Below are 26,932 nucleotides of genomic sequence, written 5' to 3'. Positions count from 1 at the left end.
TATGAGAAAAAAAGCGATTGGTATTGATTTAGGAACAACGAATTCCGTTATGGCTGTTGTTCGTGAAGATGTGCCAGAGATTATTCCGATGGGGACGAATGACGATCAAGTCTTACGTTCAGCGGTTTACTTCTCAAATATTAGTGGCCAAAACCATGTATCTTTTGGTAAAGAAGCCATTGAGCGTGGGACAGAAATCGGAAGTACAGAAAACTTTAAATTTGACTTCAAACGTGACATCGGGCGTCCGATTGCTAGTGATACACCAGACCACACACGTGTCAATTCTATTATTCTTTCGGCCTTGGTTTTGAACGAATTCCGTAAACGCGCCTATGTCGTTGGTCAGGAGATGGGACAAGCAGACGGTATCAAGGATGCTGTCATCACCGTGCCTGCCTACTTTACGTCAGATCAACGTGCGGCAACGAAGAATGCTGGTCGTATCGCAGGATTTAACGTCTTGCGTATTATCAATGAGCCTACAGCTGCGGCCATTGCCTATGCCCACACTAAAAGTGCCCAAGGAAATGTCTTGGTCTTTGACCTTGGTGGAGGAACTTTTGATGTTACCATCATGCGCGTGGCTGATCATGCCTATGATATTTTAGCGACTGACGGGAATTCACGCCTTGGTGGGATTGACTTTGATAAGCGTCTTGTGGGCTACATCATGCAGGAGTTGGAAAAACAAGGGGTCAATATGACTAACCTTTCCGAGAAGGAAAAAATTCAACTTCAATATAAGGCTGAGCAGATTAAGACTAGTCTATCTGTGAATGACCAAGCTCTCTATGAGCATTATGTTAATGGTCAAGGTTACGGTGTCTTGATTACTCAAGCAATTTTCAATGAAATTACCTTGGACCTCCTCAAAGATACTGAAATCAAGGTACAATCTACCCTTCAAGCGTCTGGCTTGAAATGGGAAGAGATTGACCATATCCTGCTTGTGGGTGGTTCAACACGTATGCCAATGATTCGTCAAATGATTCGTTTGATGAGTGGTTTGGAACCTAAGTTTGACCTTAATCCAGACACTATCGTGGCACAGGGGGCATCTATTTTGGCGGACCTTATCGTCAATAACGAGGTTAGCTTCTCTGAGCACCAGGATGGTAAGACAACTGAGACAGACAGAGTAGTTGTCAAGGATGTGACCTCTCAGGGAATAGGTCTGCTCTTCAAGAAAAATCCAAACAAGAACTACAGCTTTGTGGGTGACTACTATAATAGTGTCGTGGTTCCACGTAACTCGGTCTTGCCTTTGGCAGTGACCAAGGACCTCTTTGCGGTCGTGGATGGACAGAGTAAGTTCAAGCTTCGTATCACAGAAGGAAATTATGAAAATCCATTTGCTGTGAAGATTTTGGGACAAGTGGAAGGACAAGTGCCACAACCTCGCCAGAAAGGCGAGCTCTTGGCACAAGTCACCTATGCCTTCGATTCGGAACAAATTGTTACCGTAACAGTGTCTGATCCTCGAAGCAATACTGTTGTGGCACGTTTTTCAGTCAACGCACAAGTCAACCAAACCCAAGAAGTGGTTAAGGAAGACTTGTCAGAACTTCAAGCTATTTTTGCTAAATTCATCTCATGATAGACTACTACAAAGCAATTGATACAGAGACAGGACAGGAAGTATCTTATTTAAGAGAGGTCAGTAACCGTATCTCTCCAGAGATGTCGGCTCAAGATTGTTTCGTGGCACTTTCCTTTTTACGTGAAGAGCTGGAGGAACTCTGGACAAATGGTACCTTGGATAAAGAGGGAGAGCGTTTGCGTAGTGAGCTCTACACGATTCGCTCAATCTTTTTCTCAGACCATGAGAAGTTACAATACGACCGAAAACTCAGACAGGCTCAGAGAAAGGCTTGGGAAGTTGAGAAGGGGACGGCTGCTGATACTAGCAATGTATCAGGTAAAAAGGAAATCCCTTTTGAACCTGTTGCGGTGACTCAAACTAAAGAGTCATATCTTAAAAGTTACCTCTTTGCGGCCTTCGCCTTTGTGATTCTACTAAGCTTGATTCTCTTCTTCAATATCAATGTCATCGTTCTTATTATCGGAGCCATTCTAATTGTGGCTTTGATGTTACTTATGTCTTAGGAGATATTAATGGAAACCAATCAATTAACATTTGAACATATCTGTTTCAAATATAAGGGAAATGATAACCAGCTCTTTACAGATTTAGATGTTACTATGGAGACTGGCCAAGTTGTCGGTATCTTGGGTGCCTCTGGTTCAGGGAAAACAACCTTAACTGAGATTCTCCTTGGCCAGCTTAAACCAACCTGCCAACAATTTCGTATTTTAGAAAATGGCAAACCTGTGACTGCTGGTTCACGCTCTTGGTCCTATGTGCCCCAACAAAATCTCCTACGTGAGTACCTCAAGGTATCTGAGACCTTTGATTTTTATGCGGACCATCATCTGAAAGGAAGTGGTAAGCTGACTAAAAAGCATCGCATTGCAGGCATCATGGATGATTTAGGGTTGACGGAATTTGCAAACAAGAAGATTTCAGAGCTTTCTGGTGGGCAAAAACGTCGTGTATCTATTGGTATCGAGCTTCTTAGCCCTAGTCCCTACTTTATTCTTGATGAACCGTCTTCAGGCTTGGATGCCCTTAGTGACCGTAATCTCTTACGTACCTTGAAAATCTTGGCTAAATCAGCTAACAAGTCTATTGTGGTTATTACTCACAATACAGAAAATTTGGCTATTTTTGACAAGATTATCTTCTTGTCTAAGGGACGTCCGACATTTGCAGGAACCTATGAAGAGTTGCTTTTGGAATACAAGACTAGCGATCCTTATATGATTCGTAAATATATGGATATGAATATCGCAGATGTCTATCAAGAGCTCAATGCTTCAACACGTATTTACAAGATTTAGGGAGACTTATGAACGCAGCATTACGATTAAGTTGGTATAAATTTAAACACCACTACATGGATTTTGTGAAGGTACTTCTGGGCATTGTCGCTTTCGAAGGCTTGATCCTTTATATCCAAGACAAGGGATTTTTGAAAGATTTCGAAACAACTCGAATGACCCTCTTTCTCTTGCTTTTCTCAACCAGTCTCTTGATTGTGGTTCAAAACAGTATTTATATTTCTAAGGAACGCTCGGTCCTCAACCGTGACTTTTTCTCAGGTTTGAGTCGTTCAGCCTTCGCCTTGGCTAGTATGGGGATTCACGCCTTCTTTGCTGTTTTGGAAACCATTGTCTTTATCCTATCTTACTCTGTCTTTAGTAAGTTCTTTGACAAGGAATTTCCAGATGCTGGTCATATTTTTGGTTCCTACCGTTGGGAAGTTGGGATTACAGTGCTCCTGGTTTTCTTGGCGTCGCATTTTATTGCCCTCTTTATCTCAGCCTTGGTTGGCAAATCTGAGATTACCTCTGTTATCCTAGCAGTCGTTGTGGGTATCATGCAATTTTCGTTATCAGGAACTATCCTGTCTTTGCCAAAAGCCATTGATTGGGTACAAAAATTTGTCTATCTAGGTTATGGCCACAAGCTTTTTGGGATTTCTAGTGACTTGTCAGACTTGCCATCTAGCTTGGCTAAGTACAGGGTCCCTGTTCCTAAGAGCCAGTTAGAGGCCTTTCAAGGGTCTACAGGCGAATTCTGGGGACAATGGTGGGCCTTGGTGCTTCATTGCCTCGTTTATGCCCTACTCTTTTTCGTCACACTTCAGAAGAAGGAGAAATAAATGCAACAATATGATGAATGGCTGATTGACTTCCAAGTGCAGCATGGCCGCAAGCCAAGTGATAAGGAAGTCGCAGAAGCTGCTAAGACTGGTTTTGCTCTTTCTAGTGGCTTGAGCAGACAGAAAAATTCTAAATTCAGACAAGTTTTGTCTAAGGTTGGTTTGGGTGATCTCAAGTTTAGCTGGTTTTTAGTTTTGGAAATTTTGCTCTTGATTTGTATTGCTCTTTTTGGTTATGTTGTTGGCTATCTATTTATCTAGGAGGACCTCATGAAACAGTTTAAACATAAAAAGTTTATCGGTTTAGCCTTGCTTGTCTTTTTGGTCTTCATGGTACTTGGAAAATACACTCAGAGCACGGCTTTTACATCGTCTTCAAGAGTTTATGCCACAACCGTTGTCGATAAGAATACCGGGAACAAGGTGCGTTTTGAAGTTCGTAAGATCAAGGGAGACAAATACGAAGTCAAAAATACGGAGACCGGGGATACTTATCAGGCTAATGCTCAATCCGGGGAAGACCGTTCTTTGAGCTTTAAGTTGCCTGGAACTAACGGTAGCTCAGACGGTACTATCCGTATCACACCAAGTATGGTACCTGGAGGAGATGCGAAGGTTGAAATGACTGAATCAGATACCTATACTCAGGTTGAGGGAGGCTCTGAAGTCGTTGAGTCTAGCGAGGCTTCGTCTAGTTCTTCAAGTAGCCAAGTTAAAAGCATTATTAAGGATATTTTGGAATCAAGTAGCTCGTCCTCTGGTAGCGATGCAAGCTCAGAATCTTCTTCTAACGATCCAAATAAGCCAAATGCAGATATCAAGACGAAGACTGATGTCAATGGTGATAAGGAAACCACTTATATTGCAGACTATTCGACCGAAGACATTAAGTCTATCACAGAAGCTTTTGGGAAATGGCTCTATCAGTCTGATTATGCCAAGGATGCTGTTTTAGTTCAAAGCAGCTTTGACAGTATCACCAAGGTCAATGATGGTAGTCCAACCTTCCTGTCATTTAAGGCACCTAAGGAAAAAGGTAGCAGCCAAACGATTACCATCCTTGCTAATCTCATCAATGCGGATGGCTATGAACATATTACTGGTGTTCCGAGTGGTATCATCAATGGCAAGGAAGTCTCAAACTATGATTTCAAGGATTATAAAAACACGGTTGATTCCTTTGCTTTAGGGATTAATGACAATAGTGGTAAGACCGCAGACTATAGTCCAAGATCATCCTTCCGTCTTTATACCTTGAAGGATAAGAAACATGCTATGTATGAAGACGATGCTGCTGAACAAAAAGCCCTCTTTAAGGACTTCTCAGCTGATGACAAAACTGGTGGCAATTATAATGGCTACAACAAGCTCTATAAGGATTTGGTTGACCAAGATAAGGATTCTTACCAAATCGTTCTAGGCTCCAACGGTACCGTTTATTATGTGACGAACTACTGGAAGGGTAATTACGATAAGAAGGCTGTTCAGACCTATAAGGTAGCACCAGATGACATGCAAGAGGCTTACCAAGAGTTGCTCAAGCATTACTCTAGTGCTAGCACATCTGAAAGCTCAGAATCTTCAAGTTCTTCACAATCATCAGAGTCATCATCAAGCTCATCAGAAGCTAAGACAGAATCAAAAACGGAAACCAAGACCGAGCAAACAGGCATGGATGTTAATGCTATCAAAGATAATAACTTCCAAAGCCTCGAAGGGACTTGGAAGAATGGGAATGGTAGTAGTTTGACATTTTCTAAGAATCAAGTAACTGCACCAACAGATTATGAGGTTCAAAATGCTAATTCCAGTCTTGAAAATGGCTACCTGAGAGCGAGCCTAAGAACAGGAATGTATGGCGCAATAATCTATTTCATCCCGAAAGGTACGACATTACCGAATGTGTCAGGAAATAATCCTGATGCTTCAGATAATACTAAAGACCGTATCCTAGTGACCCAATCAGGGGATGCACAATCTGACGCCAAACAATTCTACTACAAGGCTGACTAGATCTTAGGTTTAAAAATAAGTCTTGGAACTTCTATGAAGGTCGCAGAGGTCCCTAGTCACCTAAAGAAAGTTTCTAAAAGAATATGTCTTTAATGAAAAAGTTGAGATAAAATTGTCTCAACTTTTTATGTTACATTTGTAACTTTAATTTAATAGTAAGTCTATCTTCTATAAATAAATGGATTCTTAGAGGTTTTATAGACTTTATTAGAAAATTAATTATTGTGAAAACTTACAAAAAGCTATATAATGAGTAGTGTTGTAAAAAGGGCTTCCTAGGGGATTTTTGAGGGAGTTTCTTAAATCAGATTAAAGGGAGAGGGGGAAAAGAATGACTTTTATTATTGAATCGCTATTTGCTGTTTTTAAAGATTTTCATTGGCTAGTATCTATAGACACACTCTTGATTTTCTTTGTCAATTATCTGATGTTTCATGCAGCTGGTAGGGTCAAGATTTCTTGGAGGCTACTTTTATTAGGTGGTCTTTTGTCAGTTGTTTTGACTCCCCTTCTTCCTATGGGATTCAAATTTTTACTTAATCCTCTCATATTATTTTGTTTTAGTTATTACAAACGTCCAGACTTGCCATGGATAGAGCCGGTATTTAATAGCTTTTATGCCTGGGGAACAACTAATATCATTATACGGGGCTTGTCATTAATCGTCTTTCCTTTACTTTTGGGAGCCGACTTGACTAGCCGTATTCCAGAATCTTTAACGGAGTTTACCTGTGTGGTAGTTACCTATCCTATTTACCTCTTGGTTCACCGTTTTATTGGTTATGAATATTTGCAGGTCGAGGAAAAGGAGCGTTTGCGCATACACTTCACCCCTATTGTTATTGGGGTTAGCTTTGCCTTTCTTTCATATGGGCTTTTAAATGAATTCATGCCTTACTTTGCTAGTATCTGGCCTGTGGAAGTGGTTAACAATTATGCTAAGTTGGTCGTTCTATTGGCAACAGGAGCCTTCTTTATCGTTGTTTCCTATGCCAATCAGTGGATAAAGGATGAACTTTTTCTGGAGTTGAAAGAGGAGCAGGAACGTCATTTCCAGAGCTTACAGGAATCTAGTAGGCATATTCTCCATCTTTATCAGGAGTTATACCGTGATGGAGTGCCTAAGGTAGTTGTATCTAAGAAGGCTAAGACTGTTCTGGCTACTAGTCAAGAGGGGGACAGTCAAAACCTATCTGAGGAAGAAGTTCCCTTCAGCAAGGTTATGCCAGATATTTCCAACCTGCTTTCTCAATTGTTACGTTCCGTCATTGAGAGTAAGTATATGGAGTTTCATGCTGTTGGAATTGATTTTATCATGGAGGTTCCAGACCCTATATCCCCATCCCATATTGATATAGTGGATCTATCAGCTGTCCTAACGACCTTCTTGGACAATGCCTTATTGAGAGCTCATGATCAAGAAAATAGCTTAGTTCGTCTGTCTTATTACCAAAGTGGTGAGGTTCAGGTCCTCTCTGTAGAGACAACCCTTTCGCAAGACAGTGCTGAGGCACCTCACAAGGCGTACGAGAATCATCTGTCAATTAATGAACAGATCGAAGATATTATGGAGCGTTACCCTCAGTCTAAACTTAGCTTTAAGAATGATAAGTTGATCTATAGACAGCAATTTGAATACTAAACAACTTGTAAAAAAATATATAGAAAGAAGATTCGATGTTTGAGTCGTTTTTGGGAATAAATTTTTTAAATCTCTATAATACAGATGCCTTTCTAGCCATTCAGATTATTATAACGCTGACGATAAACTGTGCTATTTTCAAACGAATGACAGACATCCGTATCTCCTGGACGGTGTTTCTGACCTTAGCCCTGCTAGATGTGGTTCTTCAGTATAATATTAAGAGTATGAACATGATTGCTGATGTCTTTATTCTGATGGTTTTGGCTATTCTGGCTAAAGGAAAGACTTGGACGGTAACGCAGTATGCTTTTCATACCTTGTTTCCAGTGGTGACGTCAGATTTACTTTATCGTTTATTGGGACTCTTCTTTATTCCCCTTCTCTTGAATCTCCCTGTCGCTGAGGTAGGGTCTAATGCACTTTTCTATCTCTTATCTTACGGTTTGATTTTGCCACTTTATTTTGTTTTTGACCGTTTCTTGGGCTTGGATTTGAAGCGTTGGAAGGTCTATAGTGATGACTCTTTCCATAACCTCCAGATTTCTAGAAGAGCTGCCTTAGCCATGGCTACTTATTTATTGGGAATCTTTCTCAGTATGAATTTAGATGACTGGTTACCTGGTTATTCTTTAGATTTGGAATTGAGACTTCGTATGTTAGGGGTTCTCTTGTCTGCAGTGGCCTTTATTTTCCTAGTTGCTCATCTTAATCAACTGTCTAGGCAGTATTTGGAAGAGAGTTTGGCCATGGAGGAAAAACGGCATTTGAATAGTTTGACTAAGGCCAACCAAAAGATTGATCTTCTCTACAATGAATTGTTACAATATAGACAGTCTTATCAGACGGTTGTGGAACAATTTTCAGAGGAAGTGCGTGACCAGGAAGAGGCCCTTGCTGAGCAGGTGTATCAGAATGTTCTTAGAGAGAGTGCCAAGGAGTTTGAACGTTTCCGTGTCATTGATAATCCTAAGCTAGAAAATATTCAATCCTTGCCCTTACGTAGTCTTCTTTCGGCTCGTATGATGGAGGCTAAACGTAGTAATATTCCAGTGACTTGTGATATTCCTGAGGAGATTTCAGGCTTTACCATGAACGTGGTTGACTTGACCTTGCTGGTGTCCATTTTCTTTAGTAATGCGATTGATGAGAGTAAGCAGGTGCCTGCCAGTCAAATCAATTTTAGTTTTCATCGTCATGATAAGGATGGGAGTTACCATTTCGTCATGGAAAATAGGACGCAAGAAGAAAAAGTTGACCTTGATGCCATTATGCAGGAAGAAAACCAGAAGAAGACCTCAGGTCTTAACCTCCACTCAGCCAAGGATATTCTTAGGAAGTATAGCGATGCCAACCTGATTACAAGCAGTGGTGATTACCTCTTCAAACAGGAATTGATTTTTAAATAAAGATGTAGAGCTGAATCAGAGGATTTGGCTCTTTTTTTAGGTACAGGTCCATAAAGGAGGGGTCTTTGCTGTGGTGCTTGTGCTTATGTGTGAAACTTAGGACATCAGAGGAGATAGGAGCGAGAGAGGAGTCTGATTGTTGCTTCATTCTGTGTTATAATAGCAAGGATTAGTGGTTGTTAGCGCTAAGTGAATGGTAATTCTTCCTTAGCCCAACGACTGGTGAAGAGACAAGAAAGGGACGTCTTATGAAATTACTTTATACGGATATGTCTCAGGATTTAACAGAAATTCTGACGGAGCAGGCAACCAGCTATGCTCAAAAAGGGAAAAGGGTCTTTTATATTGCCCCTAATGCTCTGTCATTTGAGAAGGAGCGTAAGGTCTTGGAATACTTGCCTCAGTCAGCCTCCTTTGAGATTACGGTGACTCGTTTTACTCAGATGGCGAGATATTTTATTCTCAATACGAGCAACCCAAAGACTCAGCTGGATGATACTGGTCTGGCCATGATTTTTTATAAGGTCTTGTCGCATATGGGCGATGATGAGCTCAAGGTTTATGGCCGTTTGCGCAAGGATAGTAACTTTATTAATCAATTGGTAGACCTTTACAAAGAGTTGCAGCAGGCTAATATGACGGTTCTGGATTTGCAGCATTTGGATCAGCTTGAAAAACAAGAGGATTTGCTCAGGATTTTCAGTGCAGCTCAGGACCTCTTGTTGGCAGGAGATTTTGACAATCAATCAAAACTCAGTGCCTTCTTCAAGGAAATTACCTCAGGCCATCTGGATAAGGCCCTGAGTAACACGGTTTTGGTCATTGATGGCTTTACGCGTTTCTCTGCCGAGGAGGAGGCCCTAGTTGCTCTCTTGAATGATAAGTGCCACCAGATTGTCATTGGGACTTATGCCAGTCAAAAAGCTTATAGGGCTAACTTTGTTTATGGCAATGTTTATCAGGCCTCAGTGGATTTTTTGAGAACTTTGGCTCAGACCTATAAGGTGACACCCAACTACGTGACGACAGACAAAGAGGGCAATCCTTCTTTTGCTCGCATTAGCCGTCTTTTGGAGAGCCGTCATGATTTTAGTACGGTAGACGAGCAGTTGACCGATCAAGACAAGCAAGCCTTGCAGGTCTGGGAAGTGGTCAACCAAAAGGAAGAGGTGGCTCAGGTTGCCAAGAGTATTCGTCAGTTGCTGGCAGATGGCAAGCGATATAAGGATATTCTGGTCTTACTTGGTGATGAAGAGAGTTATAAGCTTCAGGTGGGGCAGATTTTCCGAAAATTTGATATTCCCTATTATTTCGGTAAGGAAGAAACCATGTCTAGCCATCCTTTGGTACAGTTTGTGGATTCGCTGGAACGTATCAAGCGCTATAATTATCGTGCTGAGGATCTGCTTAATCTCGTAAAATCCGGTCTCTATGGTGGTTTTGCTCAAGAGGACTTAGATCTTTTTGAATATTATGTCAATTTTGCAGATATCAAGGGGCGTCACAAGTTCTTGTCTGATTTTACGGCCAATAGTCGTGATAAGTATGATTTAGACCAGCTCAATGCCTTAAGGTTACAACTGGTAGAGCCCTTGGACAAGTTGCTTAATAGTCGCAAACAAAAGGGTTCTAGTCTACTCAAGAAACTAGTGGTCTTTTTAGAGGCTGTGCAAGTGCCAAGTCAGATGGCTAGTTTGACTGCCAAGGCCAGTGAGGCCGAAAAAGAACAGAACGAACAGGTCTGGAAGGCTTTCACACAACTCTTGGAGCAGGTTGAGACTATTTTTGGGGAAGAAACTCTGTCAGTGGACGACTTTTTGTCCATTTTGCGTTCAGGAATGTTGGCCTGTGATTACCGTACGGTCCCAGCCACTGTCGATGTGGTTAATGTGAAGAAATACGATTTGATTCAACCACACTCTGCTCCTTATGTTTTTGCCTTGGGGATGACCCAGTCACATTTTCCTAAGGTAGGGCAAAATAAGAGTCTCCTGTCTGACGAGGAACGTAGTCGTATCAATGAGGCTACGGATGAACACAGGAGTTTGGATATTGTTACGCAGAGCAACAGTCAACGGGGGCATTTTGTGGCTATGTCACTTTTTAATTCGGCTAGTGAACAATTGGTGCTTAGTCAGCCACAAATTCTCAATGAGACTCAAGATGACATGTCGGTTTATTTGAAGGAGCTGCTTGACCTTGGTCTTCCTTTGGTTGAAAAGGGACGTAATCGTTTCGAGGCCAAGGGTGACCAGATTGGGAACTACAAGGATCTTCTATCAACTGTCATCGCCCTTAACAGTAGCCATCTAGATGCTGATTTGGACAAGGAAACGCAGACTTTCTGGTCAGTTGCTGTGCGTTATCTCCGTAAGCGACTTGATAAGGACCAAGTCTTGATTCCAAATGTGATTGACGATGTGACGACGACCAAGGTTGATGATCAGGTCATGCAGCTGGTCTTTCCGGGGGAAGAACCACTAAAATTATCAGCTTCGGCTCTGACGACCTTCTATAACAACCAATATCTTTATTTTTTGCGTTATGTTTTGGGGCTTGAAGAGTTGGAGTCCATCCATCCAGATGCTCGACACCATGGGACTTACTTGCACCGTGTCTTTGAGCGTGTTATGGGGGATTCTTCGCCAGAAAACTTCGATGATAAATTGGAAAAGGCTATTGCTCAGACCAATCAGGAACAACCCTTTGAACTTCTCTATACAGAGGACCAAGAGAGTCGCCTGTCTCGTCAGATTTTGGAAGATATCGCTCGTTCAACTGCCAGTGTTTTGCGTGATAATGCGGCTGTTAAGGTTGAGCGTGAGGAAGCCAAGTTTGATTTGCTTTTAGCAAATAGCATCAAGATTACAGGGATTATTGACCGTGTGGACCGTTTAACGGATGGGGCTCTGGGTGTCGTTGACTACAAATCAGGTAAAAATGTCTTTGACATTCAGAAATTCTACAATGGCCTCAGTCCGCAGTTGGTAACCTATCTAGAAGCCCTCCGCCAGACCTATAAGGTTGATGCTGATCAGCTTTTTGGTGCCATGTATCTTCACATGCAGGACCCACAGCTTAGCTTAGCTCAGTTTGGTCTGGATAAGCTAGCAGCTCAGGCTCATAAGGAATTGACCTATAAGGGACTTTTTGTGGCTTCAGAAACAGAGCATCTGGCTGGTGGAAACTATGATTTACAAAAGACTGTCACCTATGACAAGGAGGACCTAGAAAACTTGCTAGACTACAATATCAAGCTCTTTACAAGTGCTGCTGAAGTTATTCGAAGCGGGAATTTTGCGGTTAATCCTTATACCGAGGATGGCAAGTCTGTTCAAGGGGATCAAATCAAGGCAATTACTCATTTTGAGGCCGACCGCCACATGGGACAGGCTCGAAAGCTCCTGCGTTTACCAAGTAAGGGCAAGAAGGAAGCTTATTTGGAGCTGATGGCAAAAGATGAGGACTATAATGAGATGCAAGTTGCTGAAAAAATCGTCCCCTTTCTAGTCACTGATCAAGCTGTGACAGCAGACAAAAAAGACCAGGAGGACAACCATGTTGACTAAAGCTTTTTTAAGTCCAACAGAGATTAAGGAACGCATTGCCCAAGAAGCAGCTTCTGACAAGGAACGCAAGTTAACACCTGAGCAGATTGAGGCCATTTACAGTAATGGTAGTAATATTCTTGTGTCAGCTTCGGCTGGATCAGGAAAAACCTTTGTTATGGTTGAGCGTATCCTTGATATGATTGGACGTGGCGTTGGCATTGACCAACTCTTTATCTCAACCTTTACGGTAAAGGCTGCAGGTGAGTTAAAAGAGCGTCTGGAAAAACGTCTGACAGAGCAGCTTGGACAAGTTGAGACGGATGAAGAGCGTGCCTTTCTTTCAGATCAGATTGCCAAGATTGGGACGGCAGATATTGGAACTATGGATGCCTTCACCCAGAAATTGGTCAATCAGTATGGCTATCTCTTGGGTGTGTCACCTATTTTCCGCATTATGACAGATCCTGCCGAGCAGACACTTATGAAAAATGAGGTTTATGCCGATCTTTTCAACGATTACATGCAAGGAAAGGATGCCCAACTTTTCCAAAAATTGGTCCGCAACTTCGCAGGAAATGGCAAGACTAGTAAGGCTTTTCGTGATTTAGTTTACGATGTCTATAACTTTTCTCAGGCTACTGCAGGTCCTGAAAAATGGCTACGTCAAAATCTTTTAAAAGGGCAGGCAGAGGCCAATCCAGACAAGGCTAAAGCTGAGCTTTTAGAGGATCTCAAAGATGGCTTGTTGGCTGATTTCTTAGACTTCTTAAGAGACCATTTAGGCCTAGCTCAGCGTGAATTTGCCAAGGCTAAGTATCTTAATAATGTGTCGGATGCCATTAGCCTTCTTGAAGGAGCCTTGGCCAATGACCAGACGGATATGGAGGACTTGCTCAAACAACTCTTGACTTTGTCAGGAGGAACTGGTTTGACCAATATGACTCGTCCCAAAGACGAGGAACTCAAGGCCTACAAGGAGGCTTACAACAAGACCAAAAATGAGTTTGTGGCCCAGTTGCGAGAGCTTGATACCCAGCTAACGGTCCTCGAGGTTTTGACCAAGCATAATGATAACATCTTACCTCTGTTAGAGCTGCTTCAGGCCTTTGTACTTGATTTTTCGGACCAGTATTTACAGGCAAAGATTCAGGAAAATGCCTTTGAATTCTCGGATATTGCCCATTTTGCCATCCGTATTTTGGAGGAAAATCCAGAGGTGGCAGCTAGCTACCGTGACCGTTACCATGAAGTGATGGTAGACGAGTATCAGGACAATAGCCATACCCAAGAACGCATGTTGGAGCTCCTATTTAACGGCCACAACCGATTCATGGTGGGAGATATCAAGCAATCCATCTATCGTTTCCGTCAGGCAGACCCTCAGATTTTTAATGGTAAGTTCCAGCTTTTCCTTGAAAATCCAGATGCAGGTAAGCTGATTCTCCTTAAAGAGAATTTTCGTAGTCAATCTGAAGTTCTTGATGCGACTAATGGTGTTTTCAGCCACCTCATGGACCAGGAAATCGGGGATATCCTCTATGACAAGACGCATATGTTGGTAGCGGGTAGCCAGAAGCAAAAAGAACCCCATCCTGAAAATGAGACAGAGGTTCTGATTTACAATAGTGATGAAGCGAGTGTGACTCCTGACGAGGAAGGTGTTGATCAACCTATTAGTAGCGGCGAGATTTCCTTGGTTATCAAAGAAATCATCAAACTTCACGAGCAGGGTGTACGTTTTGAGGACATTACCCTCCTAGCACCTACACGTAATACCTATCTGGACTTGATGGCAAGCTTCGAGGAGCACGGAATTCCTTTGGTTCCTGACGAGTACAAGTCAAGCTACCTAGAGTCACTAGAAGTTATGATTATGTTGGACACCCTTCGTGCCATCAATAATCCTCTCAATGACTACGCCTTGGTTGCCCTCCTTCGTTCACCTATGTTTAACTTCAACGAGGACGACCTGGCTAGGATCGCTGTCCAGGCTGACAAAGGACAATTTTATGACAAGCTTCTTGCAGCTCATACTAAATCAGGACTTCATCCAGAAGTCGTGACGCAAGGACTGGAGGCCAAGTTGACTCTCTTCATTGAGACTCTGGCAGATTGGCGTGATTACAGTAAGTGGCACTCGCTTTACGACCTCATTTGGAAGATTTACGACGATCGTTTTTACTATGATTATGTTGGCAGTTTTCCACGAGCTGAGCAACGTCAGGCCAATCTCTACGCCCTTGCCTTGCGTGCCAATGCCTATGAAAAGACTGGCTTTAAGGGACTTTCTCGTTTTATTGGTATGATTGATAAAATCATTTCTAGCGGTAACGACCTAGAGGAAGTGACAGACTTGGTTCCCAAAAATGCCGTTAGCCTCATGACCATTCACAAGTCCAAGGGACTAGAGTTCAAGTATGTCTTTGTCTTGCAGATGAATCGCAAGTTTATTGGTCACAGCAAGGACGGTCTAAGTGGCAAGTACATCATCAACCGTGAAAAAGGACTAGGCATTAAGTATCTAGCTGACCTCAAAGACCAGGTAAATACCAATTTGCCTAAGTTAAATGTTGTTCTCGAGACCTTAACCTTCCAGGAAAATCGTAGGGAAGAACGCCGAGCAAGTATCTCAGAAGAGATGCGTCTGCTCTATGTTGCAATGACCCGTGCAGAGAAAAAACTCTACCTAGTTGGTAAGGGCAGTAAGGAGAAATTGACCCAGCAATTTGGCACGGATGTTGAAAATAATCGTTTACCAGTAGCTCTACGTGACCAAATCGCTACTTATCAGGATTGGGTTATGGCTTTGGATACTGCCTTCATGAGAAAGGATCTCAAGTTTACTGTTCGCTTTGTTGAGGCTGAGGAGTTGACTCCAGAGGCTATTGGTCAGGTTGAAGTTCAAGCAACAGTAGATGCTGATGATCTATCTAACAATCGCCAGACGGAAGACATTAAGCGTGCCCTAACTGTCTTAGAAAGTGTTGAAAAACTCAATCAACTTTATGCACCAGCGATTGACCTGCCATCTGTGCGTACGCCGAGCCAGCTCAAAGCCTTCTACGAACCTGTCATGGATACTGAAGGGGTGGATATTATGGACAAGAAAGAGGAGGTACAACCTCTGGAGACATCCACTAGCTTTGAACTTCCAGATTTTGGGCAAAAAACGAAGGTCACTGGAGCTGCAGTTGGTTCAGCCACCCATGAACTCATGCAACGCTTGATTCTTTCTAACAAGGTGACCCTCCAAGATTTGACACAGGCCTTGAGTCGGGTATCCGCAGATGATCAAGTCAAGGCGCGTGTGCAGTTAGAAAAGCTACTAGGCTTCTTTGACACCGAACTTGGAAAGCTCATTCTAGCTAACCGTGATAAGTTGCGTCGCGAAGCGCCATTTGCCATGTTGGCAGAAGACCCGGCTAGTAAGGAAGACTTTGTCGTCCGTGGTATCATCGATGGCTACCTTCTTCTTGAAGACCGTATTGTCCTCTTTGACTATAAGACAGACCGCTTCACTCAACCTGGTGAGCTTAAGGACCGCTACAAAGGGCAAATGAGCCTCTATGCTAAAGCACTTAGCCAAGCCTATCAAGTAGATAAGATTGACAAATACCTTATTCTCCTAGGTGGAAAAAACTTGGAAGTCGTAGAAGTATAAGCTATAACATAACCATTCTTTCATAGTGAAAGAGTGGTTTTTTTGGTGTCTCAATCCCACCAAAAAAGACCGGTGTGCACACACCAGTCTTTTCAGATAGATTTCCATCAGTATTGTAAGTTCGTTAAAATATTAGAGGATGGAAATAGTTATGAAAAAAAGTATCTTGTAGGTTGCTTAGGCCTACAAGGGTTATTATAACAAACTCATCTCAGTCTAAACAAGGTTAGAAAAATTAGAATTCAACACCACGAACATTACTATTTTTTAATAATCCAAGTCTATAACAGCTAAAAAATAGACAAAAACCGCCAGCATTAGACTGACAGTATTTGTTTAGTTTAATCCTAATGTCAACTAATCAAAGGCACCACCCAATTGACCCAGGCCCAGGAAATAGGCATAACCAGAATCATGGATGGAATCATATCTGCTGTTGGGAATTGACGCAGTTTCATAATACGAAAACCGGTCGCAATCATGAGGAAGCCCCCGCAAGCCTTAAAGTCTCCAATCATGGCTTTTGTTGTTAGAGGGAGAATGAAACCAGCACTCACAAAGAGGAGGAAGAAAACGATAAATTGTGGAATGGCAATCATGGAGACGATGTAGCCTAGACTACAAGAGAAAATCATGGCTGTAAAGAAATCTAGGATAGATTTGGAAATCAAGATGGAGGAATCGCCTGTCATCCCAGACTCAAGGCTACCGTAAATTCCTGTACCACTCGCACAAAAAAGGACGATAACTGTCAAGAGCTGTGCATAAAACTCATCGTGAGCTAACCCTGTTTGTTTGCTTGGTGTAATCTTGGACAAGCCTTTTTCCATAAGTCCAGCCCCCTTGTTGATGAGGTTTCCAAACTTTAGGGCCAGTCCAATGATGGTACCAATAACCACCGCGAAGATAACCGCAGGCATATTAACCATATTCATAATAGCACTAATCCCCATAACCATAGAGGCTAGACCAAAGATAAGGTTAAGGTTCTCCTTGAAATCGTCTCGAAGATAATCCCCAAAGAGTCCTCCAGCGATTCCTCCTAAGATAATAGATAGCGAGTTGATGATAATTCCAGTTGGCACCAGTGATTTTCCTCCTATTGATCTAAATACTATAAGTTTAGCATTATCAAAGACCGAATGCAAAATTGTCTCGTTTTTACAAACGTTTTCTTGAAATTGTACCTTTGAAATGATACAATAAATGAGAAGGTAAGGAAATAGCCTTATCTAAATCTATTGCCAGTGTTCTTAGAGTATTGTTCATAAAAAACAAGGTACTAACTCTAATTTACAATCTAATATAAAGTGTAAAATGAGACTATTGTTAAATAGATTCTCAAGAAAGGATAAAAGATGATTCGTTTTGAACACGTAACGAAACGTTATGAAGATAAGGATGCTCTCTCAGATCTTAACCTCGAGATTCGAGATGGGGAGATTTTTGGTCTGATTGGTCACAATGGGGCTGGTAAGACCACGACTATTTCCATTTTGACGTCTATCATTGAAGCTAGCTACGGTGAAGTTTACGTCGATGATATGGCCCTCAGCCAACATCGTGATGCTATCAAGAAAAAAATCGCTTATGTGCCAGATTCACCAGACTTATTCTTAAACTTAACTGCTAATGACTATTGGTACTTTTTGACACGTATCTATGATTTGGAAGCTAGTCAGGTTGAGGAACGTTTGACTAATCTTATGGCTACCTTTGACTTGACGGAAAGTCGCTATAACCTCATTTCTTCCTTCTCTCACGGTATGCGTCAGAAGGTTGTCGTTATCGGTGCTCTTCTGGTTAATCCGCAGATTTGGGTTTTGGATGAGCCTTTGACTGGTCTGGATCCACAGGCATCTTATGATTTGAAAGAAGCCATGCGTAACCATGCTAAGGAGGGTAATAGTGTCCTTTTCTCAACCCACGTTCTAAGTGTAGCTGAGCAGCTCTGTGATCGGATTGCTATTTTGAAGAAAGGAAAACTTATCTTCCAAGGGTCTCTAGCTGAACTGAAGTCTCAGTACCCTGACAAGGATTTGGAAACCATTTATCTAGAAATGGCTGGACGTAAGATTGAGGAGGTATAGTCATGAACTGGAACCATGTTTGGGAGCTTTTTAAAATTAATCTCCTCTACGCTAATCCTCAAGCAGTAACTAACCTACAGAAACGTCAGGAGAAAAAGAAAAAAGCCAATTTCTCCATCGTTAATGCCATGCTTAGACAGCAACTCTTGATTCTAGTTGTTTTTACGGTTGTCTATAGCTATCTTTTTGTAGGTGTCGATTATAAGGCAAATCCTGGAGTCTTAACCCTATATCTCTTGACATTTTCAATCATGGGGCTTCTCCAGACTTTTACGGCTCTCTATAGTACCTTTTACGATAGTAAGGATAGCAAGGCTTATCTGCCTCTTCCCTTAAAGCCATCAGAAGTCTTTTTGGCCAAGACCTTGTCAGGTTCTATGGTTGGGATGACCTTCATGGTACCTATCCTTAGTCTTCTCATTCTAGCTTACTGGCAATTTATTGGCCCACTGGGGATAGTCGTGGGGCTGCTATCCTTTATCGTTTCTCTCTTTATCAATCTCGTTTTTTCAGTGATTCTGTCTAATAGTGTTGGAACGCTGATTGTTCGCAGTTCTCGTCAAAAGCTCTATTCGACTATTTTGATGACCCTGTCAACCCTATTGATTATGTTCCCTATCATGATGGTTGGTTTTCTTAATGGTTATGTTAAGGGTGCTGGACATATTGATTTTCCTTTATTGCCTTATCTAAGAGGTTACTATGATGTGGTAGCTGCTCCTCTATCTCCAGAGGCTCTACTAAATTTTTATCTTCCTCTTATCTTAGTGCTTATCTTGGGCTTTTGGTTTTATAAAGTCAGAATGCCTCGTTATTTCCACGAAGCCATTTATAACAAAAAGGCTAGAAAGACTCAGGTAAAAGTTGTTACTCGAAGTCAAAGACAGGTCTTGGTTCGCCATCATTTATCTACTTTGGGAAACTCAACCCTCATTATCAATACCTATGTGGTACCAGTATTATATATGATCATGCTGGGTGGAGGTGCGTTCTTTTTGAAAGATTTAGGTCCAGACTATTTCGGGCTCATGCTTTTAGTCGGAATTGCCTTTGGTTTCTTTTCAGCGCAACCAACAAGTTTTCTTGGGGTGGCAACTTCCTTAGAGGGAACAAACTTTGACTTTATCCGTAGCCTGCCAATCAATACGGGTGACTATCTTCGTCAAAAGTTTTGGATTTTCTATGGCTTGCAAGTCGGTGTATCCCTCTTACTAGGAGGACTTGGTTTAATATTCCTTGCACATCTCCATCCTATTTTGGTGGCAAGTTTCGCTCTTGGTTTTCTCGTAACAACCTATCTTGTAGGTGGCTATTTCTTTGAACGTGACCTTAAATTATTGGAAGTGAATTGGCAGGAAGTCACTCAGCTCTTCAATCGGGGTGGCGGGCAGTGGCTCTATATGGGTATCTTTATTCTTACAATTTTCATCGCTGCCTTGCTAGGAGGTATTGTCTTCTTTGCAAGTAAGTTCTGGATTGCCCTAGTAGTCAACGCTATAGTATCTGGGCTTATAGCTTTAATTGCCCTAATCGTTTATCTTTTTGTTGATCGCAGACGTTGGAAACGTATTAGAGCCATGTTTTTTGCCTAGAACAAACTGTTTAAAGAGTCTCTCCGATTGGAGGGATTCTTTTTTACTGAAAATCCTTAATATGTAAACTTATGCATTATATATGTTAAAATACCTGAATTTAGTGTATAATCATAAACATGAAACGAAATTTTGACTCAGTAAAACGCCTGGTTATCAAAATCGGGACTAGCTCTCTGGTTTTGCCATCAGGAAAAATTAATCTTGAAAAAATCGATCAATTAGCTTTTGTCATTTCTAGCTTGCATAATAAAGGGATTGAGGTTGTCCTCGTATCCTCTGGTGCTATGGGCTTTGGGCTCAATGTCCTAGACCTAGACAAGCGACCGGCTGAAGTCGGTAAGCAACAAGCCGTCTCAAGTGTAGGGCAGGTAGCCATGATGAGCCTCTATTCTCAGGTCTTTTCACATTACCAAACTAAGGTATCTCAGTTGCTTTTGACCCGTGATGTGGTCGAGTATCCTGAGAGTTTGGCCAATGCCATCAATGCCTTCGAGAGCCTCTTCGACCTTGGAGTTGTTCCAGTTGTTAATGAAAATGATGCTGTCAGCGTAGATGAAATGGATCATGCGACTAAGTTTGGGGACAACGACCGCTTGTCAGCTATCGTAGCTAAGATTGTTGGTGCTGACCTACTCATTATGTTGTCAGATATTGATGGGCTCTTCGATAAGAACCCAAATGTCTATGAGGATGCCACCCTTCGTAGCTATGTCCCAGAGATTACAGAGGAAATTATAGCCTCAGCTGGTGGTGCCGGTAGTAAATTTGGTACAGGTGGTATGATGAGTAAGATTAAGTCAGCTCAGATGGTTTTTGAAAATCAAAGCCAAATGGTTTTGATGAATGGTGAAAATCCACGTGACATCCTTCGTGTCCTAGAAGGAGCCAAGATTGGTACACTCTTTAAACAGGAGGACTAAGATGACATATATCGATACGCTAGGTCAACAGGCCAAGGTGGCAGGTCGTCAGATTGCTAAATTGTCAACAGCAGCTAAAAACGACCTTTTAAATCAGGTAGCCAAAGCTCTAGTAGCTGAGAGTGCCTATATTATCACTGAAAATGCTAAGGATATGGCCAATGCCAAGGAAAATGGTATTTCAGAGATTATGCAAGACCGCTTGCTCTTGACGGAAGACCGTATCGCAGGGATTGCTGAGGGTGTCCGTCAGGTGGCAGATCTTCAGGACCCAATCGGTCAAGTAGTTCGTGGCTATACGAATCTGGATGGTCTCAAAATTGTTCAAAAGCGTGTTCCTATGGGTGTTATCGCTATGATTTTTGAGAGCCGTCCCAATGTCTCAATCGATGCCTTTAGCCTGGCCTTTAAAACTAATAATGCCATTATTCTTCGTGGAGGACGTGATGCCATCAATTCCAACAAGGCCTTGGTTACAGTAGCTCGTAAGGCTTTGGAAAATGCGGGTATCACAGCAGATGCCGTTCAGCTGATTGAAGATACCTCTCATGAGGTAGCAGAAGAACTCATGGCGGCGACTAAGTATGTAGACTTGCTCATTCCTCGTGGCGGAGCCCGTCTCATCCAAACAGTTAAAGAAAAAGCCAAAGTTCCAGTCATTGAAACGGGTGTTGGTAACTGTCATATTTATGTGGATAAATATGCTAACTTAGATATGGCGACACAGATTGTCATCAATGCCAAGACTCAACGACCAAGTGTGTGTAATGCTGCAGAATCTCTCGTCGTTCATGCTGATATTGCGGAAGATTTCTTGCCTAACTTGGAAAAAGCTATTTCAAAAGTTCAGGCTGTTGAGTTCCGTGCGGATGAAACGGCTTTGAAACTTATGGAAAAAGCTGTACCAGCTTCACCAGAAGATTTTGCGACAGAATTTCTTGACTATATCATGTCTGTTAAAGTAGTAGATAGCCTTGATGAGGCCATTGATTGGATTAATACTTACACGACATCGCATTCAGAGGCTATTGTGACTCAGGATATCAGTCGTGCGGAGCAATTCCAAGACGACGTAGACGCTGCAGCTGTCTATGTTAATGCCTCAACCCGCTTCACAGACGGCTTCGTCTTTGGATTGGGTGCTGAAATCGGAATCTCAACCCAAAAAATGCACGCCCGTGGCCCAATGGGACTTGAGGCCCTAACCTCAACCAAGTTCTATATTAATGGCCAAGGTCAAATTAGAGAATAAACAAAAAGCTCCTCATGGGGCTTTTTTGGTCTATTTGCTAGAGTATAAAGCTTTTGCTATACTGGGGGTATCAAAAATGAGGAGCTTTTGTGATGTTTAGAGCTTATAAAAAGTATTGGATGGGCTATGTCGATTTCACGGGACGTTCAAGCCGCTCAGATTATTGGTTAGCAGTTCTAGCAAATACTATAGTAACTATCATTTTATTTAGCATAGTTATAGTTGTAATTGTTTTTGATAGTCCCGATAGTCCTTACCATGTTATTCTCAACTTACTGTATCTGCTTGTAATGACCTATTTTCCTGCTAGCTTTATCCCATCTATTTCCCTTCAGGTACGTCGCTTGCGCGATGCAGGCTATCACTGGGCCTTGTTTTTTTTACGTTTTGCCTTTGTTATAGGTGATATCGTACTTTTGGTTTTGTTTTGTCAACCCACAAAAGTAGAATTTCCTTTCAAACAGTTCAATAATTCACAACAATAATAATGACTTAACAGCCTTGCTAGGCTGTTTTTTAGTTGATTTGTCAATCTTCCCTTCTCTTGCTATACTGGGAGTATCATAAAAAAGGGGGATTTTATTATGATTGAAGCCTACAAAAAATTTTGGAAGGGATATGTAGATTTTAAGGGACGTTCAACGCGTTCAGATTATTGGCTTAATGTTCTTGCGCAATGCTTGGTTTATTTATTGTTTAGTTTCTTACTCATACTAATCATGATTTTAGGAGGAGACTCCTCTACGTATACGTCTGATCCATATAGTTTTCAAATGATTTTGGTCTATATTGTAGTGTTAGGAATTGGAGTCTATGCGTTGGCCTCACTTGTACCATCCATTGCAATCATAGTACGTCGTTTACGAGATGCAGGTTACCACTGGGCCTTGATATTCCTATCGCTAATTCCATATCTTGGTGGTTTTATTATTTTTATCTTAACCTTACAACCAACAAAGGTAGAAGTAGCGTTTAATAATTTCAATAACCCACAGCAATAAAAGTGCTTAGCAGCCTTATAGGCTGCTCCTTAGTCAATTTGCCAGAAGACCGGTCTTTTGGTATAGTAGTATTATCAAAAAATGAGGAGATTTTATTATGATCGAAGCTTATAAGAAGTTTTGGAAGGGCTACGTAGATTTTGAGGGACGTTCAACACGTTCAGATTACTGGTTTGCATATTTGGCAAATATGTTAACTGTCGTTGCTTTTTATGTGTTGTTAGCAGTATTTGGAGGAATTGCAGGTGCAACTGATTCAAGCTTTTTAGCTGTTATTTCACTTATCCTACTACTTATCTTTTTTGCCTATGGTATTGCTGCGTGTTTACCTGGTATTGCTGTAACTGTTCGTCGTTTGCGTGATGCTGGCTACAATTGGCCGTATATTTTTGTTGCATTTATCCCATTTGTAGGTGGTATTATCTTAATTGTGTTGTTGTGTAAACCAACTAAGGTTGAGTATCCATTCAATAACTTCAATAACTTCAATAATCCACAGCAATAATAATGACTTAACAGCCTTGCTAGGCTGTTTTTTAGTTGATTTGTCAAGCTCCTTTTCTCTTGTTATACTGAGAGTAACATAAAAAAGGGGGATTTTATTATGATTGAAGCCTACAAAAAATTTTGGAAGGGCTATGTTGATTTTAAGGGCCGTTCAACACCCTCGGATTACTGGTTTGCATATTCGGCACATGTATTGATTTTCTTTGCTTCTTATTTGCTCCTAGCAGTGTTTGAAAGAATGGATTCTGAAACAGGATCAAGCGATTTATTTACTATTGGTGTTATTTTACTACTTATCTTTTTTGCCTATGGTGTTGCTGCGGTTTTACCTGGTATTGCTGTAACGGTTCGTCGTTTACGTGATGCTGGCTATCATTGGGCATATATTTTTATTCCTTTAATCCCATTTGTCGGTATTTTTATCCTTATTTTTTTACTATGTCAACCAACAGAAGTAGAAGTGCCATTGAACAACGTCGATAACCCACAGCAATAATGACAATCAACCAACTCTTTGAGTTGGTTTTTCTAATGTCAAAAAAGTTTTATGTTAATGTTGCACATTTTAATATTTCTGATATAATCTTATCTGAGACTAATCAATACTAAAATATAATTTAAGAAATGTGAATAACTTATGAAACTATTTCGTCACTTGAAAGAAAAACGTTACCTTATTTTGACATTTACCCTACCAGCTATCCTTTTGGCTCTGGCTATCGTCTTTTTGCAACCTGCGCAGAATCATGCTAAGGTCCAAGTTAAGGTGGGGACTAAGCAATCATCATCAAGCAAACCCAAGGCTTCATCCAAGTCATCGAGCTCAAGTTCGTCGTCATCTTCTTCAACTTCAAGTGAGTCTTCAAGCGAATCATCGTCAGCAAGCTCAACGGTAGAAGCAGCTAGTCAGACAGAAGCAAGCTCAACTCCTGCGGTAGCATCGGCGCCAACGCCTTCTTCAGCACAAGAGGCTTATCAAGCGCCCCAGTATAACTATGTGCCACCAACAACTTATACAGAGTCACATAGTGAGTCTTCAAGCTATACAGTACCTGCCTACAGCGCAGATGTTAGCTCTGGAACAACAGAATAAGGGTTAGAGAAAAGGAATTTAGGATTAGAAATGAAAAATAAAGTTTTAGCATTAGTGACAGGATTATCTAGTTTAGTCCTATTAGCAGCTTGTTCAAACCAGCAAAATGACATGATTTCGACGACTTCATCTTCATCAGTAGAGCAGTCACAATCAAGTAGTAGTGAAAGCTCTAGCACGAGTAATAGCTCAAGCTCTAGTCAGGAGAAAAAGGTAGATACCTCTGCCTATGATAGCATCATTAGTAAGTACCAAACGGCCGTGGCCAACAACCAAACGGATGCCTCACTTAATTCTCTCATTGTGACCTATGCTAATTCTCAAACAAGTCCTGCCTCAACGGTCTATACTTATCGTGATTTGGATGGTAATGGTGTTGATGAGTTGATTCTTGCTTTTAAGCCAGGTAAACTCTTTAAAGAACATGTGATTACGGATATTTACACTATCTCTAAGGATAGTGGTCAGGTGATTCGTCTGACAGAAGGTCCACAACTGGGCATGTTGGGTGAGCGTATGACATTGGCCTACCTCATGGATGACACCTTTAGCTACTATGGTAGTGCTGGTGCTATGGCTGGTGGAGGTTCTGGCTACCACTTTAGTAGTGATGGCCAGTCTCTTGTAAAAGATGACAGTGATTCGGGTGCAGACAAGGTTGATCTCTCTAATTGGGGTTGGAAGGACCTGAGCAGCGCCTCTACTAGTAGCTCTAGCACAGCGTCACAAACGCCAACAAGTTCATCAGCTCTTAAGCCTGATGAGCTCAAAAATGGCAATTACAAATCAGCTGTAGGAACATGGAAATCTTCAAATGGAAAGACCATCATCATTACTTCGGATGGACAGTTGGATTTCTGGGGCTATACTTATCCTATCGACAAAGTCTCACCGAATCAGTATGTGTCTGGTATATATACCTTAACTTATGTTGATTCTAGTCCAGTTGGGAATACTCCAATTCAGCTTTGTCCTAAGGGAGTTAGTGATGCAAGTGATGCGGGAGATAACAGTAAGGACCGTATTCTAGCGACGAATGGAGTGCCATCTGAGGAAAGCTATTTTTACAGAGTGGATTAATCTTATCAGATGATATAGTAACTAAAGAGTTAGGCCTCGGGTCTGGCTCTTTTACTATCCTGTCAACTTACAGAACGAGACAATTTCTCTATTCTTGTGCTATAATAAAAGTTATGACTAATGAATTTCACCATGTAACCGTTCTTTTACACGAAACTGTTGATATGCTTGATATCAAGCCCGATGGCATCTATGTTGATGCGACCTTGGGTGGCGCAGGACATTCGTCTTATCTTTTGTCGCAATTATCTGAAAAGGGTCATTTGTACTGCTTTGATCAGGACCAAAAGGCTATTGATAATGCTCAAGTGCGTCTCAAGGACTATATTGATAAGGGTATGGTGACTTTCATCAAGGATAATTTCCGTAATCTCAAGTCCAACCTTGAAGCCTTGGGGGTGTCTGAAATTGATGGCATTCTCTATGACTTGGGTGTCTCTAGCCCACAGTTGGATGAGCGTGAGCGTGGTTTCTCCTATAAACAGGATGCCAAGCTGGATATGCGCATGAATGAGGAGGCGAGTCTGACTGCTTACGATGTGGTCAATACCTATCCTTACAACGATTTGGTGCGTATTTTCTTCAAGTATGGTGAGGACAAGTTCTCTAAACAGATTGCACGTAAGATTGAACAGGCTCGTCAGGTTAAACCAATTGAGACCACGACGGAACTGGCGGAAATCATTAAATCAGCTAAGCCTGCTAAGGAATTGAAGAAGAAGGGCCATCCAGCCAAGCAAATTTTCCAAGCTATTCGTATCGAAGTGAACGATGAGCTGGGTGCTGCGGATGAGTCTATTCAAGAGGCCTTGGATTTACTTGCTGTAGATGGCCGTATTTCGGTCATTACCTTCCATTCTTTGGAGGATCGATTGACTAAACAGCTTTTCAAGGAAGCCAGTACGGTAGATGTGCCTAAAGGTCTACCTTTTATTCCTGAAGACCTCCAGCCTAAGGTGGCCTTAGTTAATCGTAAGCCAATCCTACCTAGTCAGGAAGAATTAGAAGCTAATAACCGCTCGCATTCTGCTAAATTGCGTGTGGCTAAAAAAATCAGGAAATAATTATGGAAAATAAGGAACATCAGATTGTTAATAGAGCCATTAGAAACCATATTCGTTTTATGACGCGTATGGAAAAGGCCTTCTATTCGGCAATTGTTTTGACAGCTATTGTGATGAGTATCGCTGTTGTATTTTTACAAGGGCGTAATCAGGCTATCAAGCAACAAATCACAGACCTTAATAGCAAGATTAGTGATGAAAAAACAGAGCTTAACAATGCTAAGCAGGCGGTTAATGAGTTGACTAACTCTGACCGTATTAAAGAGATTGCTAATAAGGCAGGCCTGTCTATTAATAACGATAGTATTAAGAGTGTGAAGTAACCA

General features: G+C 41.6%; 23 protein-coding genes. 22 read left to right on the top strand and 1 reads right to left on the bottom strand.

Going from position 1 to position 26,932, the window contains the following annotated elements; all coding sequences use genetic code 11:
- Position 1 precedes the first annotated feature (1 nt).
- The 10 genes from NYE32_RS08560 to addA all read left to right on the top strand — a co-directional run bounded on the left by NYE32_RS08560 (position 2) and on the right by addA (position 16,004).
- The gene (locus NYE32_RS08560; protein ID WP_037598455.1) at positions 2-1,600 is read left to right on the top strand and encodes an Hsp70 family protein; all 1,599 of its coding nucleotides are present in this window, start codon (positions 2-4) and stop codon (positions 1,598-1,600) included.
- Positions 1,597-2,109 carry a hypothetical protein gene (locus tag NYE32_RS08555; protein WP_070839230.1) on the top strand — a complete coding sequence of 171 codons (513 nt, stop codon included), beginning with the start codon at positions 1,597-1,599 and terminating at the stop codon, positions 2,107-2,109. Before NYE32_RS08560 ends, NYE32_RS08555 begins: the two co-directional genes overlap by 4 nt.
- Positions 2,110-2,118: 9 nt before the next feature.
- A complete protein-coding gene (locus tag NYE32_RS08550; RefSeq protein WP_002891779.1) occupies positions 2,119-2,904 on the top strand; it encodes an ABC transporter ATP-binding protein in 786 nt (261 codons plus the stop codon).
- Positions 2,905-2,912: 8 nt separating this feature from the next.
- Entirely contained in the window at positions 2,913-3,728 is an 816-nt protein-coding gene (locus tag NYE32_RS08545) for an ABC transporter permease (RefSeq protein ID WP_107372357.1), read from the top strand.
- The gene (locus NYE32_RS08540) at positions 3,729-3,989 is read left to right on the top strand and encodes a hypothetical protein (RefSeq protein WP_002884593.1); all 261 of its coding nucleotides are present in this window, start codon (positions 3,729-3,731) and stop codon (positions 3,987-3,989) included. It abuts the gene before it with no gap.
- A 9-nt stretch (positions 3,990-3,998) separates the two neighbouring features.
- Entirely contained in the window at positions 3,999-5,741 is a 1,743-nt protein-coding gene (locus NYE32_RS08535; protein WP_156685221.1) for a DUF6287 domain-containing protein, read from the top strand.
- Between the two features lie 331 nt (positions 5,742-6,072).
- Entirely contained in the window at positions 6,073-7,383 is a 1,311-nt protein-coding gene (locus tag NYE32_RS08530) for a hypothetical protein (RefSeq protein WP_156685222.1), read from the top strand.
- Positions 7,384-7,418: 35 nt separating this feature from the next.
- Positions 7,419-8,792 (top strand): GHKL domain-containing protein, encoded by a 1,374-nt coding sequence (locus NYE32_RS08525; protein ID WP_073686189.1) that lies wholly within the window; start codon positions 7,419-7,421, stop codon positions 8,790-8,792.
- 248 nt (positions 8,793-9,040) lie between these two features.
- The gene (rexB, locus tag NYE32_RS08520) at positions 9,041-12,361 is read left to right on the top strand and encodes an ATP-dependent nuclease subunit B (RefSeq protein ID WP_156685224.1); all 3,321 of its coding nucleotides are present in this window, start codon (positions 9,041-9,043) and stop codon (positions 12,359-12,361) included.
- Positions 12,351-16,004 carry a helicase-exonuclease AddAB subunit AddA gene (gene addA / locus NYE32_RS08515; RefSeq protein WP_156685225.1) on the top strand — a complete coding sequence of 1,218 codons (3,654 nt, stop codon included), beginning with the start codon at positions 12,351-12,353 and terminating at the stop codon, positions 16,002-16,004. Before rexB ends, addA begins: the two co-directional genes overlap by 11 nt.
- A 353-nt stretch (positions 16,005-16,357) precedes the next feature.
- Here addA and NYE32_RS08510 read toward each other — a convergent pair whose 3' ends face one another.
- Positions 16,358-17,089, bottom strand: a complete 732-nt coding sequence (locus tag NYE32_RS08510; protein ID WP_064523930.1) for a DUF554 domain-containing protein — start codon at positions 17,087-17,089, stop codon at positions 16,358-16,360.
- Between the two features lie 273 nt (positions 17,090-17,362).
- On the opposite strand from NYE32_RS08510, the gene NYE32_RS08505 reads away from it, so the two are divergent.
- From NYE32_RS08505 to ftsL, 12 genes are all read left to right on the top strand, one after another.
- On the top strand, positions 17,363-18,094 hold the full coding sequence (locus NYE32_RS08505; protein ID WP_002891761.1) for an ABC transporter ATP-binding protein: 732 nt from the start codon (positions 17,363-17,365) through the stop codon (positions 18,092-18,094).
- A 2-nt stretch (positions 18,095-18,096) separates the two neighbouring features.
- Positions 18,097-19,686, top strand: a complete 1,590-nt coding sequence (locus tag NYE32_RS08500) for an ABC transporter permease (RefSeq protein ID WP_339156990.1) — start codon at positions 18,097-18,099, stop codon at positions 19,684-19,686.
- A gap of 119 nt (positions 19,687-19,805) precedes the next feature.
- Positions 19,806-20,609 carry a glutamate 5-kinase gene (gene proB, locus NYE32_RS08495; RefSeq protein ID WP_175057780.1) on the top strand — a complete coding sequence of 268 codons (804 nt, stop codon included), beginning with the start codon at positions 19,806-19,808 and terminating at the stop codon, positions 20,607-20,609.
- 1 nt (position 20,610) lies between these two features.
- A complete protein-coding gene (locus NYE32_RS08490) occupies positions 20,611-21,861 on the top strand; it encodes a glutamate-5-semialdehyde dehydrogenase (RefSeq protein ID WP_073689734.1) in 1,251 nt (416 codons plus the stop codon).
- A 92-nt stretch (positions 21,862-21,953) separates the two neighbouring features.
- A complete protein-coding gene (locus NYE32_RS08485) occupies positions 21,954-22,346 on the top strand; it encodes a DUF805 domain-containing protein (protein ID WP_339156989.1) in 393 nt (130 codons plus the stop codon).
- A 99-nt stretch (positions 22,347-22,445) separates the two neighbouring features.
- Positions 22,446-22,862: a DUF805 domain-containing protein gene (locus NYE32_RS08480; RefSeq protein WP_049545893.1), complete on the top strand. Its 417-nt coding sequence runs from the start codon at positions 22,446-22,448 to the stop codon at positions 22,860-22,862.
- 97 nt (positions 22,863-22,959) lie between these two features.
- Positions 22,960-23,367 carry a DUF805 domain-containing protein gene (locus tag NYE32_RS08475; RefSeq protein WP_064523919.1) on the top strand — a complete coding sequence of 136 codons (408 nt, stop codon included), beginning with the start codon at positions 22,960-22,962 and terminating at the stop codon, positions 23,365-23,367.
- Positions 23,368-23,466: 99 nt separating this feature from the next.
- On the top strand, positions 23,467-23,865 hold the full coding sequence (locus tag NYE32_RS08470) for a DUF805 domain-containing protein (protein WP_084869549.1): 399 nt from the start codon (positions 23,467-23,469) through the stop codon (positions 23,863-23,865).
- Positions 23,866-24,006: 141 nt separating this feature from the next.
- Complete coding sequence (locus NYE32_RS08465) at positions 24,007-24,462, top strand: Wzz/FepE/Etk N-terminal domain-containing protein (protein ID WP_073686181.1); 456 nt, start codon at positions 24,007-24,009, stop codon at positions 24,460-24,462.
- Positions 24,463-24,492: 30 nt separating this feature from the next.
- Positions 24,493-25,542, top strand: a complete 1,050-nt coding sequence (locus NYE32_RS08460; protein WP_142246488.1) for a hypothetical protein — start codon at positions 24,493-24,495, stop codon at positions 25,540-25,542.
- A 113-nt stretch (positions 25,543-25,655) separates the two neighbouring features.
- A complete protein-coding gene (rsmH, locus tag NYE32_RS08455) occupies positions 25,656-26,606 on the top strand; it encodes a 16S rRNA (cytosine(1402)-N(4))-methyltransferase RsmH (protein ID WP_002888254.1) in 951 nt (316 codons plus the stop codon).
- 2 nt (positions 26,607-26,608) lie between these two features.
- The gene (ftsL, locus tag NYE32_RS08450) at positions 26,609-26,929 is read left to right on the top strand and encodes a cell division protein FtsL (RefSeq protein ID WP_002891750.1); all 321 of its coding nucleotides are present in this window, start codon (positions 26,609-26,611) and stop codon (positions 26,927-26,929) included.
- Positions 26,930-26,932 lie beyond the last annotated feature (3 nt).

The sequence above is a fragment of the Streptococcus sp. FSL R7-0248 genome (genome assembly GCF_037967965.1).
Lineage (GTDB): Bacteria > Bacillota > Bacilli > Lactobacillales > Streptococcaceae > Streptococcus.
Note: the sequence above shows the minus strand (reverse complement) of the source record. Positions and strands in the feature narration are given on the sequence as shown.